The sequence below is a fragment of the Chitinophaga sp. 10T418 genome (genome assembly GCF_056394125.1).
Genome location: NZ_JBFTHG010000002.1, coordinates 307,794 through 322,489 on the forward strand (window position 1 = coordinate 307,794; position 14,696 = coordinate 322,489).

13 protein-coding genes are annotated in these 14,696 nt (G+C 42.7%); 3 read left to right on the top strand and 10 right to left on the bottom strand.

The genetic code is table 11. The annotated features are described in order from the left end of the window. Positions 1-62: 62 nt before the first annotated feature. Positions 63-896 (bottom strand): class I SAM-dependent methyltransferase, encoded by an 834-nt coding sequence (locus tag AC1DCV_RS05545; RefSeq protein WP_477022241.1) that lies wholly within the window; start codon positions 894-896, stop codon positions 63-65. Between the two features lie 325 nt (positions 897-1,221). On the opposite strand from AC1DCV_RS05545, the gene AC1DCV_RS05550 reads away from it, so the two are divergent. After that, positions 1,222-2,448: a YncE family protein gene (locus tag AC1DCV_RS05550; RefSeq protein ID WP_477022242.1), complete on the top strand. Its 1,227-nt coding sequence runs from the start codon at positions 1,222-1,224 to the stop codon at positions 2,446-2,448. 94 nt (positions 2,449-2,542) lie between these two features. Further along, a complete protein-coding gene (locus tag AC1DCV_RS05555) occupies positions 2,543-4,207 on the top strand; it encodes an ArnT family glycosyltransferase (protein WP_477022243.1) in 1,665 nt (554 codons plus the stop codon). An 84-nt stretch (positions 4,208-4,291) separates the two neighbouring features. Here the strand turns inward: AC1DCV_RS05555 and AC1DCV_RS05560 are convergent, their stop codons facing one another. Then, entirely contained in the window at positions 4,292-5,152 is an 861-nt protein-coding gene (locus AC1DCV_RS05560) for a 2OG-Fe(II) oxygenase (RefSeq protein WP_441575804.1), read from the bottom strand. A 184-nt stretch (positions 5,153-5,336) separates the two neighbouring features. Beyond that, complete coding sequence (locus AC1DCV_RS05565) at positions 5,337-6,140, bottom strand: alpha/beta fold hydrolase (RefSeq protein WP_477022244.1); 804 nt, start codon at positions 6,138-6,140, stop codon at positions 5,337-5,339. 89 nt (positions 6,141-6,229) lie between these two features. On the opposite strand from AC1DCV_RS05565, the gene AC1DCV_RS05570 reads away from it, so the two are divergent. Then, positions 6,230-6,580 (top strand): winged helix-turn-helix transcriptional regulator, encoded by a 351-nt coding sequence (locus AC1DCV_RS05570; protein WP_477022245.1) that lies wholly within the window; start codon positions 6,230-6,232, stop codon positions 6,578-6,580. 3 nt (positions 6,581-6,583) lie between these two features. Here AC1DCV_RS05570 and AC1DCV_RS05575 read toward each other — a convergent pair whose 3' ends face one another. From AC1DCV_RS05575 to AC1DCV_RS05605, 7 genes are all read right to left on the bottom strand, one after another. Further along, positions 6,584-6,790: a hypothetical protein gene (locus tag AC1DCV_RS05575; protein ID WP_477022246.1), complete on the bottom strand. Its 207-nt coding sequence runs from the start codon at positions 6,788-6,790 to the stop codon at positions 6,584-6,586. Positions 6,791-6,961: 171 nt separating this feature from the next. Next, positions 6,962-7,765 (bottom strand): hypothetical protein, encoded by an 804-nt coding sequence (locus AC1DCV_RS05580; protein WP_477022247.1) that lies wholly within the window; start codon positions 7,763-7,765, stop codon positions 6,962-6,964. Between the two features lie 12 nt (positions 7,766-7,777). Further along, entirely contained in the window at positions 7,778-8,557 is a 780-nt protein-coding gene (locus AC1DCV_RS05585) for a hypothetical protein (protein ID WP_477022248.1), read from the bottom strand. Between the two features lie 23 nt (positions 8,558-8,580). Then, the gene (locus tag AC1DCV_RS05590) at positions 8,581-11,988 is read right to left on the bottom strand and encodes a TonB-dependent receptor (protein ID WP_477022249.1); all 3,408 of its coding nucleotides are present in this window, start codon (positions 11,986-11,988) and stop codon (positions 8,581-8,583) included. 207 nt (positions 11,989-12,195) lie between these two features. Beyond that, positions 12,196-13,203 carry a FecR family protein gene (locus tag AC1DCV_RS05595; RefSeq protein ID WP_477022250.1) on the bottom strand — a complete coding sequence of 336 codons (1,008 nt, stop codon included), beginning with the start codon at positions 13,201-13,203 and terminating at the stop codon, positions 12,196-12,198. Between the two features lie 95 nt (positions 13,204-13,298). After that, a complete protein-coding gene (locus tag AC1DCV_RS05600) occupies positions 13,299-13,889 on the bottom strand; it encodes an RNA polymerase sigma-70 factor (RefSeq protein WP_477022251.1) in 591 nt (196 codons plus the stop codon). Positions 13,890-14,031: 142 nt separating this feature from the next. After that, positions 14,032-14,694 (bottom strand): hypothetical protein, encoded by a 663-nt coding sequence (locus tag AC1DCV_RS05605; RefSeq protein WP_477022252.1) that lies wholly within the window; start codon positions 14,692-14,694, stop codon positions 14,032-14,034. Positions 14,695-14,696 lie beyond the last annotated feature (2 nt).

Genomic DNA, 14,696 nt, shown 5'->3' on the forward strand with positions numbered 1-14,696 from the left:
CCAGGTTGCTGTAACGAAAGATGGTCTTAGTTTTTTTAAACTGTATATTGGGGGCTTCAGCCTCAATGTTTTGTTGCGGTTGTAACCCGCATACTCCACTGAAAATATATCTTCTCACTAATAACGTGATTGCGAATCTTATCAAGTACTTTTTCCTTGATTATGTCCACCATATTGTCAGGAATACCTTTCAGTGCATTCATTACATCAGCACTTACAGTAGTTACATATAACCAGTAGTCGTCCATGGAACTGAATTCCACCACTCCTGTTATCTCCTCCTCCGTGATATCTTCAAAGTTCGCCGTTTCAAACCAATCGGTCATCGTTCCTGGTTGCATGCAATAAAACATACCTGGCTTGTGCCTGTTGTAAGACTTATGATGTGTCAATTCTGTGATCGCGTCCAGCACATTGCTGATCCAGAGATTTTTCTCCAAAGCTCCCCAGGTAGATACCGAAACCCAACCGTTTACTTTCAACACGCGATGCATTTCCTTCAGGCCAGCAGATACATGGGGAAAAAACATGACACCGTTACGACAGACAATCGCATCAAAAAAATCATCCGGAAATGGCATAAATGACGCCTCAAACCTGATGGCCCTATAATTATACAACCCTTTCTCCTTTGCGTTTTCATTTGCAATCTCTATCATCTTTTCAGAAATATCGGTACCTGTTACCAGCAAATCCGGCTGCATTGCTGCAATAGTCAGCCCTGGCTCGCCAGTTCCTGTTGCAACATCCAACACGTTCATAGAAGAAGATAAATGAAGATTTTCAATTAATTTTTTACTCACAGGATTAAGGAAGAAATTAATGACTGACTCCCATTTCTTTCTGCCATGTGAGTTTTTATCCCAGTATTCCTGGGCAGACAAGCCGGTACTCATGGTGGGTTAATTTTAGTTTTAAGTAATGCAAATTGAATTACAGGAATATTACATACGCTGGCAACAATGAATACAAGCTCATTTCATAGTTTCCGATAAACATTTTTTAAACGTAATAGTTAAATAATAAACGATCGTGGAATGACTATTTCATGGTTCACTCTTTATAAGAATAAATAAGACTAAAAATATTACTTAGCAGTGCTAACCATGTTAAAATTAATACTCAATAGTGAATAATGGTATCAGTATACAATCAAAATAAACAGACTGCAGTGATCATTCGTGGTAGAAATAATACATTTACTCCATAAGCCACCAACATATGAAAACTCCCACACGTATTACGACCATTATACTCCTGGGCATTATAACCATATGCCTCTCCTGTAAAAAAGCAGTGGATCCATCCTTAAAACAAAAAACACTTTTCTTTATAGACTATCGACATCTTGGAGCAGGAAAAGATGGTGTTCTGACGATGGAACTGGATCCTGAGTCTCCGTATTTTGGGAATATACTTTCTAAAACAGAAATCGGTGTTGGCGTGCTCCCTCACCATCTCTACTTTAACAGAGATGAAAAACGCCTCTTCACCACCGCTTTAGGAGGAGACTATCTCTACGAATTAAAAATGGAATGGGACAAGGATGGTTATCCCATTATTCATACCGTAACACCAGTCAATACACATGGAAATAGAGTAGGTGAAGATATCTTCTTCACAAAAAGCGGCGAATACTGGGTTACGTTCATGGGCGGACACGGAGGTTTACGCGATGGAACCGTAGGTGTGTTTAACGCCCAAACAAATGAATTGGTAAAAACAATCAGTGGGTCTATTGATGCACATCCTGATAAATTTATTATGTACCCTCATGGCATCTCTGTTTATGAAGATAAAAAACTCGCCATGGTAACCAGCACCATTCATCCTGATCTCACTTCCGGTGTTGGCAATACCTGTACCCTGATAGACATGAACACTTATCAGATCATTAAAACATATCAGGTCGCTGATAGCGCCAAAGACCTTTCCAGCCCCGTAGAAGTGCTACTATTGAGAAATGGCTTTCCACCCTATGCGCTGGCTAATACCATGCTTGGAGGAGATATATGGATATCATCCTACGATGCCAGCCGCAATACCTATAGCAGTTTTAACCGTGTATTGAAAGGATCTGCTATGGGCCTCGGCTGGGCACTGGAATTTTACATAGCAGATGATAAACGTTTATACGTATCATTTGCTCAACCAGGCAAAGTACTTGTATTCGATATCAGTCAGCTACCACAAATGAAACTCCTGAAAACGTTGCCCGCCAATAGAGGTGCCCACCACATGGCCTTCTTTAAAACGAAATCAGGAAAGTCGGTTGTTGCCATTCAGAATAACCTGCTAAACCTTCCGGACTTAAACTCCGGAACAATCGATGTGGTAGATGTAGATACCGGTGAAATGCTGGGCCGGGTGGATATGCGTAATAAATATGGGTTGTTGCCCGAGTCTATTGAAGGTACATTTGGTAGCGCTAATTATATGCATCACTAATCCTTGCCAATCTGCCTAAAAAGAATTTCATAATTTGTAAATGATAGTATATGAACATATATTTGTTCAATACAACCATTTACATACGGTGCATATGCGTACAACTAAACTATCAAGTATCCTATTATTGGCAGTGATTGCAGCGCTTTTTTTCATTCCTTTCCTGGGCCGGGTGCATTTATTTGATTGGGATGAAATAAATTTTGCGGAATGTTCCAGGGAAATGTTGAAGCTGGACGATTATACCAGGATCTATGTCAATTTCAAGCCCTTCTGGGAAAAACCACCGATGTTCTTCTGGATGCAAAGTCTGTCCATGAAAATATTTGGGATCAATGAATTTGCAGCACGTTTCCCCAATGCACTCTGCGGGATCGTTACCCTTATTGTTCTTTTTCTTTGTGGTACAAGATTGTATGATAAAAAGTTTGGTGTCCTCTGGGCGCTTGCTTTCGGAGGATCGCTTTTCCCTAATATGTACTTCAAATCCGGTATTATTGATCCATGGTTTAACCTGTTTACTTTCCTCTCACTGTACTATTTTATTTTGTATAACTGGAAGCAGAATGGATTTGATAAGGAGGGTATAGACAAAAAACCGGTATACTATGCTGTTTGGGCAGGTGTTTATATGGGACTTGCCATTCTCACCAAAGGACAGGTAGCTTTGATGGTTTTCCTGATGGTGTTAGGGTGTTATTTTATTTATAACCGGTTCCGGTTCTTTTTTAACTGGTGGCATGCTCTTTTGTTTTTGGTGGTCGCTTCTTTGGTTACCTTATCCTGGTACGGATATGAAACGGCCAAGAACGGGCCCTGGTTCATTACAGAGTTTTTAAAGTACCAGTATCGCCTCTTTACTACCCATGATGCAGGGCAGGCGGGCTTTTTCGGGTATCACTATGTAGTGCTGCTCATCGGATGTTTCCCGGCCTCTCTTTTTGCCATCCCAGCTTTCTTTAAAGCGCGCTACAGCAGTAGGTTTGACAAAGATTTTAAGATTTGGATGTTGCTGTTGTTCTGGGTAGTAACGCTTTTATTCACGATTGTACAATCGCGCATTATTCATTATTCCTCTCTGGCCTGGTTCCCGATTACTTTCCTGGCAGCCTATTCATTTTATAAATGGGACAGAAAGGAAATGGATTATAAAAAATATGTGGGCGTATTAACAACGATACTGGGCGGAATCATCGCATTGGTATTGCTGGCTGTTGCGCTGATCGCATTAAATATCAAGCAACTGATCCCTTATGTTCACGATACATTTGCCCAGGCAAATATGGCGGCTGATGTAACCTGGAGCGGTTGGGAAGGTATAGTGGGGCTCCTGATGGTGGTAACTATTATAGTGGGAATAAGACAGTTGAAAAAGCATGCATTCATCAATGCAGCCACCACTTATTTTGTTGGAACGGGCCTTGTTATTTTCCTGGCGGCAGCAATCATTGTTCCCAAAGTAGAAAAGTATTCACAAGCTGCTGCTATTGAGTTTTTTGAGCAAAGGCAAGGGGAAGATTGTTATGTAACTACATTAGGTTATTGGAGCTATGCACCTTTCTTTTATACTCATAAAGAGAAACCGGTGAATCAGAATTCTTATGATGAAGCCTGGTTGTTGACAGGAGATATTGATAAACCTGCTTATTTTGTAACAAAAATTGATAGGGTAGATCAATATAAAGCGCATGCTTCTTTGAAAGAGCTATATCGTAAAAATGGATTTGTGTTTTTGAAGAGGGAGGTGCCATCCAAGTAACCGGACTATTCGAAAGTAAATAATAGTAAAGGCGTTGGAATATATCCAACGCCTTTACTATTATTATTTTCAACCGGTATTCTTTTACTTTTTACGGGAAAAGAACCGCAGCACTTTACTTATAATTTTATCGTTTGATCCCAGCATGCCCTTGATCTCTGTATAAACAGCCACCATCGCATTATCCAGTTTCACCATAAATTTTTTCTTTTCTTCTCCGGGGCGTACCATGTAATGAGTCGCTCTGCGAAAAGGTTGGGCTTCCTCCGTATAATAATACAAAGCGATAGATCTTCTGTACCGGTCCTCAGGGCAGGTAGTTGGTTCCGGGTGTCCATGGAAGGAATCAGCATCTGTATTAAAAATAACACAGCGATTAAAAACAGGCAGCACTTTCTTTTCGCAAGCTTCCATTTTTGTATCCCAAAGTTCCAGTTTGCCTCCCCATTCTTCCTCCCAGTCTTTGTTCAGGTATACGAGCACATTTACCCGCCGCTGCCAGCGACGATGGTGCGGGTGTACTGTGAAATCGGCATGGATATTAAGATAGCCACCCCTTTTGGACTGATGTATGCCGCCCCCTTCGAGGAGGTCATCTTTCATAAGACCTTTTATTCCGGTCAGGGTACTGAGGAATTCAAGGAATTCCGGAGAATTGAGTTCATTAATGGTCCGTTTAATGGACGCCGGCAAGAGATCAAGCTTATTCAGCCCTGCCTTGTTTTCATTATAATGAACATAATTAATCCAGCCATCCGCCTCATTCAATTTATCAAACTCCTGGACACACTTGTCCAATACATCGGGGTTCAGGAAGTTTTCTAATACAATATGCGGATAAGGGCTGGCTCCCTGGTATTCGCTGCTTAGCACTGGGAGCTGACTATTCCAATAGTCACGATCAAATAACAGGGTGTTGTGGGTTGTTTCCTTGATGGTTTGCACTTCTTGAGTTTTTATGCATGACTTTCAAAAGAGGTATAAATATAATGCAAATACTAATTGCTTTCGCATACCTGTAAATTGCACGCATATTATTACCTAATTGTTACATTTTGAAATTACCCGGTGCAAATCGGATCTTACCGTAACCACCCCAGCTTTGGTACTGCTGAGGCCCTGATGTAGCTCATTTTAACGACTCCAGCATTTGGGCAAGTTCAACCGGCATGGTCATCATGGCATCGTGCCCTGTTTTCAGCTCGAGGTACTTCCAGCCCTTGCTGGTCTTTGTTTCGTCTGCAAATGGCCGGATGGCACGGAGTTCCGGATTTGTACAGGCAATGTAAGTAAGAGGCAGGTGATTACCGTACGGATGTTTTAGTACCAGTGGCTGCCTAAAAGTTCTAAAAGGCTGATTTGTTAAACGTTCATTCACCCATTTAACATCATGAGCATTGGTGATGCCAAAGAACTCAGCTGATAAAAACGGAAGACTTAACCCTTTGTCAAATTGGTTAGCGGATTTAATAAAGCGCTTGCGGATATCCTCCGGGCTCACGTCGAGTGCGCTTTGCCCATTTTTCATCAGCATGGCATCAAGAAACACCAGTTTTGACAATCTTTCCGGAATACGGTCTGCAACACCTGCAATAACGCCACCCGCGTAACTATGACCCACCAGGACGACATTATACAGGTCTTCCGACACAATCAAATTAACAATATCAGCAATATGAGTATTCAGATCAACATGGCTATTCAACATGTTTTTATGTTCTCCCAGACCGCTCAACGTTGGCGTATAAACGATATCCCCTTTTGCGCGCAGTTGTGTACTCACTTTTTGCCAGCACCAGCCTCCGTGAAATGCACCGTGTACCAACACAAAAACCGGCGGCTTTATCACCGGCTGGGCATTTACCTGGAAAACAAAAAGTGATAAAATTAGCAGGAAGTAAAATGACAATGCGTTACTTAATTTTAGTTTCATAATGTTTTATTTTTGTGAATGCAAATGTCGCCTTGCACATTTGGTCATTCAATAACTCACCCTAAAGTGAGTATCAATTCTTATTCATTATGTCGAGTAAACTAAAAGCGGGAACATCCAATGCCAACAACCTGGTGGTATTAAGCTGTAAATGTGAAGTGAATGAGGTGCTGCGAAACATCAGTACAAGATGGAAAATGCCGATCTTGCATAGCATCGCCAGAGGCACACGTCAGTTTAGTCTTCTCAAAAATGCTTTTCCTTCCCTATCAGATCAAATATTGGGTAAGCGCCTTTCAGAGCTGGTCACAGACCAGTTGATACACAAAACCATATTAGAAGAAAAAGCACCCATGAAGATTGTATATACCCCAACCATAAAGGGTATGGAGTTATTGCAGATAATTGATGATTTGCATAAGTGGGGGCTAAAGTGGTAACGGCTATCTGTGTCTGTTTAACTTCTTCTTTAGCAAATGTCTCTTCCACATCCAAAGACCACTTAATACCACTACCGGCAAAAACACCCAACGTACTGCGTTGGCAGCAGGTGGGTTGTCCGCTACCGGCCCATAGATATATCCCAGGATGGGAATGCTGAGTATAATGTGTAACCAGCGGATGATCTTACGTTCTGTAGCTGCTTTCATAAAAAATGTTTGTTACACAAAACTAGCTCCCTACCGGATAGCGATTTATGAAAAGTAGACATGCTGGAAAGATGTGCCGATAACACGGGAATCTATCTGGACATTGAGCTATTCAGCAGCTCATTACCCCGCCCGGAAAAGCAGGGCAATGAGTGCACTTAAATATTATTCTTACCGTACTCTGTCCGGGTAAAAAAACAACCGTGAATATCCCAGTCTCCATCCACCGGGGACAATAAAATAGGGTTGTACGAAGCCCTTGTCACCAGGCAAAGGGAAAAACAAGCCTTGTGCATCTATTTTGCTCTGCGTTTCGTCATCCAGGAAAGCCCATTGATCGATGGTACCTGCTTTGGTAAAATAAAGGCTCGATTTACTCAGATCATTCTTATTGTCAAAGTCCTTCGCTGGCAAATAATCAATGTAGGTCCAGGCTCCCGGGTGTACATTCTTTGCCAGATAGTAGCGGTATTCCATACCGGTGTTGGCATCCAGCCTGTACAAAAAAATATCAAAAGGCGCTTCACTTTCTGTGTGCTGTACGTAAAATCCCAGCTTGTTGGTGGTCTCATTTGCTTCGGGTGGATGCAGCGCTTGTATCTTTCCATCCACGTAAATGAAATTAAAAAAGGCTTTCGTACCTGAAACAGGTAAGGGATCGCTATACCAAACGCTGTCATTCACCGGATTTTTAATGCGTAATACGGGCGGAACAGCTCCCGGCCTGTATGTATACACCGCCCTAAATTCGAATAATGACACGGGCTTCAGGATATAATTTCCATTGAATCTGGTGGCATCATATCTTGTGGTATCTATACTAATCTCCAGTTGCTCACTACTTCCATTGTATCCGGCAATGATGATATGTGTGGCTTTTTCAGCGACCAGCGCCTCTTTATTACATGCGGTAAATGCTAACAACACGCCTATCAGCAGGACTGGTAATTTTCGATAATTTATTATTGACATCATGATCTGTTGCTTTTACAATTCCAGGTTTTTAGTGAATCCCATAATATTATCTGAAGCTTCCTCACTAAAGATATACACCCTGGCAGATGTGGTCGATGGCGATGGCAGCGGAACAGCTGACGAGATGGTATTCCAGCTATAATCTGTTCCATCTGTATAAAACTCATTAGTACCGGCTTTGTAGATATAAGCTCTGAAAAGCACCGGTGTTTTCTGCCCGTTATATAGCTGTCCGGAAGTGGAAAAAGTGGAAATAGATATAGGCTCACTGAGCTCATTAGGCTTTACATTTTTAATTCTCCCTATTTCCTCAGACACTTTTGGCGTGAAATAATACTTCACCAATGCAATGTCCACCGGCTCACTGTAGTTGGTCTGGATTGGGCGGAAAATATACCTTATCTTAATCTTTCCTTCTTCTATAGCAGGTACCTGTGGCAGATCCGCTGTTTTTTCGTCCAGGTATAAAAAGCCTATTTTGACAAGGCCATCATTTCTTTTCAATATTTTTTCCAACACCAGTTTTCCTGTACCCTGTTCAGTGATACGCAGCTTCACACTTTCCTGGTTGCCCATAAATGAATAGGGCAAGGTTTCATTGACGGATGAATTTGGATAATACACAAACTTGAATGTATCCAGTTTTACATCCAGGTATTCATCGCTGCCATTATAGCCCTTTAGTTTAACAGTGACCACATTTTCTTTATAATAGAAATCATCATTTTTACTACAGGAAGACAGTACCAGCATGCCTGCCACCAGGGCGTAGATTGTATATAAAATCTTCATTTGTATCATTTTTTTTGTAAGATTTAGAAAGAATAGGATGCTGACAGGCTGAAAGAAGTACCTGTTTTACGGATAAAAGTGTCTTTATCCCCTACCCTTCTTTTCGTCTTTCCGTCTTCCGATGTTTCATAATACCCGTTTTCATACTTCTGGGAAAAACCATATTTCCATTCGTAGATTTCACTCCATTCGGTTGCCGGGATCGCTGAAATATCCATCCCTTTCCATTTATCCAATAGTTTATATGTATCGCTGCTATTGATATAAAACCTGTAAGGATTATTGAGCAGGTTGGAAATATTCATTTTCACCGCTAAATTTTTCTTCTTTAAAAATTGGTAGCTCAGTTGAGCATCCATTTGGCTGCGCGGACGTTCGTACTCTACGATATCCGGCGCCATACCGGTGGAGAAGGTTTTGTACCCCATATGGTTGAACGCAATATTCACCCCTAAACGATTGCCGCTATATTGCAGCCCCGCATTATAGAGTACTGGCACCTGACCGTATAATGGTCTTTTTTCTTTCTGCAATGTCTTCGTGCGATATTCATAGGTATTGCCGTATTTATCTTCACTCATACCCTTTCCAACGAACGAACTGGCCTGTACCTCCGAACGCTGTAGGGTCAGGTTGCTACTCACGAATATATTGTTCAGCAATTTCCAGTCGGGTTTTATAAATCCGAGGCTTTTGCGCATATCAAATTCCAATCCGCTCACCTTCGCCCATTCAGAATTCTGGGTGGTCACGTATATGCGCTGGCTGGCATCTATTTGAGAACGATACAATTCCACCGGTTTATCGAAATATTTGTGGAAAGCACTAACGGAAATCACTTCACCCGGTTTGGGATACCACTCTACCCTCAAATCATAGTGATCAATGGTGGTGGATAATACGCCCTCATTACGGCGGTAAGCGCCGATGGCAGGATCATAACGGATCATACGCGAGTTTTCAATTAATGCAGGTCTTACTACCGATTGGGAATAAGCCGCCCGGATATTAAAATCACTGAAGGGTGTTACCGTTAAGTTGGCGGAGGGGAGATAACGCCAGGTTTTTTCTTCTGTTGCCGGATCTGCAAAAGGCGTTACTATTTTTCCTGTTGCCGGATCTACAAACTTCTTCTTCTCTTCCTGCTCTATCAGTTTACTGATCAGATAGTCGTTTGCCGAGTTTTCCAATCTTTCATATTTATAATATTCCGCGCGTATTCCCCATACTAAACGCAGCCAGCTGTTGAAGCGATTATCCATCATAACATAGGTTCCCTGGTTGATATTTCTTCCCTCATATGAATTTTGAGAGAAGGCGGCAGGAAAGTATAACAGGTCTTTCAAAGGGTCATTGAACGCCATAAATTGCTGCCATTCCTGCACCGGCACATAACCGTATATATTGCCGGCGGTCTGTACAGTACCAATTGGCAATATCGTCCAGTCGTAAATGCCATGGCGTTCCATGTATTGATAACCTGCTTTTATCGTCTGCTTTTGTTTCAATGCTTTGAAGTGATAACTTAATGCTCCTTCCGCTATGCTGTTTGTTTCTTCATACTTGTATTGTCCCCGGTTGAAAGTACCGCTTCCTGGGTTTGTAATCGCGTTGGGCATTACATTGTAAACCTTGCCATTAAGGGTATTTACGGGAGCCAGCCATGCCTCAATGGCATCTTTCTCCAGGTTAGTCAGCTTATTGCGGGATACGTTCCAGTCTAAACGAAAAGCACCAAAAGTATGCTCGCCATTGATGCGATTTTGCAGCAAGTCAATAAATTTAGGGCGATCGTATTCCCGGATACCTGGCAAACCTTCGTAACCGATGTCATTAGCAAAACCTACTATGCGCGAAAATTGGTTATTGAACATCCGGGAATAAAAATTCCTTACTGTAATTTTATGATTTTTCCTGGTCCATCCTAAGTTGAACAAGGCCCCCCAGCTTGTATTAAAATTGTACTGGTTAGCGAAAGTCGGCTCCACTGGTTGTCCGGTGGCTACATCGTAACCAGGCCTTCCTGGCTTCTCCCAGTTACCACGCCCGAAGAAGGGGATATCATCAATGGATTGTTCATTACGGTAGCTCAATGAACCTACAAAACCGATACGACTATTTTTCAGGTCATAACTCCGGCCAAGGCTGAACTGGTAGTTTTGGCCGGGCATCGTTTTGTAAGTCCGCGTCCCCATGCGCTCCAGTCCCCCTATTTTTTTATTTTGTTCGGCGATCATGGCCGGTGTGATGGGCTTTATACCTGCCGCAGGTGTAGCATAGGGATCTGTGGGTTGGTAGTTGTCATTCGTAAAAATCATCAGTTTTTTGGGAAAATGCTCCCTGCTGCCATCATCAAAACCCAAATAGTCGTTCTTACCGCGGCCATATCCGAGGAAATCCCTGCCGGTGCTGCCTTCGATATATTTGCTACCGAAACTTAACGTAGTGAAATTGTTATCCGGAATAGCGAGGGTGTTGATCTGTACCAATCCTCCACCGAAACCAAAGCTCATATCAGGAGTGGCGGTTTTGGAAACAACTACGTTGTCGATMAGGTTACTGGGTACAATATCAAATTCAAAGTCACGTACCTGTACATCTGTACTGGGGAGTATGGCGCCATCCATCATGGCCAGGTTATAACGTTCAGCAATGCCCCGCACTACCACTGTTTTGTTGTCATTTGTAGAGATCCCTGAAATTCTCTTCAGTGTTTCCCCGATGTTTTTATCCGGGAGAGCATCAATTTGTTCGCGGCTCATACCGTTGGTGATACCTGCTTCATTCTTCTGGCGAACATATAACGCTGCGGTACTTTCCGTTTTGTATTTTGAGGTAATCACCACCTGGCTCAGGGTGCTGGTAGATGGAGTCAATACCACATCGAGCCTGGTAGCACGATCTCCGGTAATGGCTATCTCTGTAATACGCTTTGTCCGGAAGGAAATATAACTTACTTCAACAGTGTAAGTACCTGGCGGCAGGGTAAACTGGTAAGCGCCATCCGCACCACCCGGCATTACCTGGCCTGTTTGTAATACCCTGATAGTGGCTCCTGGCAGCGGTTCATTCTTTTCATCAACTATTCTTCCCTGTAGCCGGCCAGGCTTGGGCTGCTGACTAACCGATACCAGGTTACCCACTGGTTTAAAAACCAGGCGATGATGGGATGCCAGCGTTTGAAGTGTAGCTGCAAGCGTTTCATTATTTACGCTGATGCTGACCGGGCCTAATTTTCCGATCTCCCTTGGATAGGCGAAAGTAAAGCCGGACTGCTGTTCCAGGGCATCCAGGATCTGATCCAGGGCCGCACCTTTAAAAGTGACGGACACCCTGACATCATTTATGTCCTGAGATTTTACCACTTCAGCGAAACCTGTACCTGCCATCGTTAAAATAATAACGAGTACATTAAAGGCAAACCTGGTCATTGCACATAGGTGTTTAATTACATTCTTTTTTTTCGTAGAATTGTACATGCTTTTAGGTATTTGTTACACGAATTGACAATAGATCTGAAAAGCTACATGGAAGTGGAGGCCTCGAACCCTCCGCTTCTTTTTCTTTTCGATCTTCTCTTCCTTTGTTGATGGCAATTACTTACCTGGTCATCATACTGGTTGTTTTAGGTTTCGGACTTATTTAATTATGACTTGTTTTTCTTTGAACTGATATTCAAATCCATCGCCGGCTGTGCTGAGGGCGTCCATTACATTTTTGAGATTTTCGTTCTTCAACTTCAGCTTAAAACGCTTTTGCAGCAATGTGTGGTTGGTACATACAAACTTTACATCGTACCACCTGGAAAGGCGTTTGGTAATATTTGCCAGGGTTTCGTAGTTGAATATAAAGGTGCCTCTTTCCCAGGCCTTACTATCAGCGGCATTTACGGTGGCTATTTTCAGGGCCGATGAATGCCGGGTATAGGTTAACTCATTGCCTGGCAATAAAATGCTGGCAGGGGCATTGGGGAGATCAGGAAGAGTCACTCCTACTTTTCCCGTAGCAACGGTTACGGCAATATCCTCATCATCGTGGTATGACCTGATGTTAAAAGAGGTACCCAGTACCTGTACCCGAAGCTTATCTGTGTTAACAAAAAAGGGATGCCGGCCGTCACGTTTTACTTCAAAAAAAGCCTCCCCCCGGAGAATCACTGTTCTATCATCTCCTGTAAATGTTTCAGGGTATTGCAGACTACTTGATGCATTTAAGTATACGATGGTGCTATCAGATAACTGGATCTTCAGCAATTTCCCTGCAGCAGTGCTGCTATTAAGCATCGCCATAACTGCAGGATGGTCACCTTTACCTTTGCGCATAAGATGCCTGCCCAGACCAGCCACCATGATAAGAATAGCTAACATGGCAGCATACTTCAGATATGTAGAAAGTTTAAATCTTTTTTGAGACGGCGGATTGATTTGTGCCACCTTCCGGCGAAACTTATCTTCCCAATCCTTCATCTGCGTTTCATCCACCGGTACATCGCTGCTACCGTCCTCCCATTGCTCGTTCAGGATCTCCTCAAAGATCCGGTCAGCCCCTGGCTGCTCCAGGAATTTGCTGATACGGGCTATCTCTTCCGGCGTACAGTTATTAAGAATGAATTTTTTGATCAGTATTTTATCTACCGGCTTTTCCATTTTTGTGCTTATACTCTATAAAACACAAAAAAGTAGCGGTACCCCTAATGCATCTTAAAAAAAATTTGTGAGCCTGACGGCATTGCTTACAGACATTAATAGAGCAGGATAATAATAATGATCGCCGAATCTGAAAGAGGTTTCAGCTTTTTCCGTAGGAAAACCAGCGAGGCACTCATGTGGTGTTCAACCGTTCTGACAGAGAGATTCAACCGGCTGGCAATTTCCGGATAAGTAAGGTTTTCATGACGACTCAACTCGAATACTTTTTTACGCTGGGGGCTGAGCGCCTCCAGATGCTGGCTATACAAGTTATCAAGTTCACTGGTTAAGATAGTATGATCCGCCGATCGGGAGTCGGCAACATCCACCTCTTCGGAGATATTCAGTGAGGTAGTCTGAATGATCTTTTTCCGCCAGTAGTTGATGAGCGTATTTTTCATCGCACGGAAAAGATAAGGGTTCAGGCTGTCCTCTACCGTAATATTCCCTTTTTTAAGCCATAGGTTAAGCATCACATCCATCACCAGTTCCTCTGCCACCAGGCTATCCTTTGTAAAGGGGAGTGTATATTGATACAGTTTATTAAAATAGCGGCGAAACAACTCGTTAAAGGCAATATCATCGCCTTTCTCACATTGTTTTAGCAGGTGTTTATCTGATAATTCTTTTATTCCTGGGAGCATTACTGTACCGAATTCGACAGCAACAAAATTAAATGATCAAAATTATGCGCATATTAAATAATCATTAATAACAGAGAAGGATTAATAGCTGCCAAAAAAGCCTGCACGAAGCAGGCTCCCTTTTTTATGGAAATAGCTTGGGCTATTTTCCTTCATTCTTTACCGAAACATCAGCTGGTATGCTTACGTCACTTATGCTAACCGGGGAATAGTTAATAGCAGTGGCAATGATACTGACCTTTTTACTGTCTACGCCCAGCACAAGCCCCTTGTCTGCTGAAATCCCCATCGGACCTGCGCTGACGGGGAGTGAATCTGTTATCCACAATGTCATCGGCTCATCATCCTTACTTTTTATCATCAGTTCCCTGCAAGTAAACCCGAGTATTTCTTTTGTCCTTGTACCCGGTTTATTTCCCTTCTTCTCTCCTTTTCCTTTGTCAGATAATACCAGTGTCTTCTTGCCGTCTTCTTCCATCAGCGACCAGGACTGACCCGTAGTTCCATCAGTGTAAACAGCTACCTGTCCTTCATTAGTCACGATCTTTACTTTTGCGCCCTCATCAGAGGTTATGTCATCGGGATCTTTACGGGATAAACGTGTTTTGCTGCCGTTAAAATACAGGACTTCTTTATTCACTACCTTCTCCGGCACCATGTCCTTATACTGTAGCTGATCGGGTTTCATTGCTGCGTGAAGGTTCAGCGTTACTTCATAGTCAATTTTACCCTGACTTTTATCCTGCGCCATGCAGGTAGCACTGGTGATGCCGGCAACAGCCAGCAGTAACATCATCTTTTTCATAT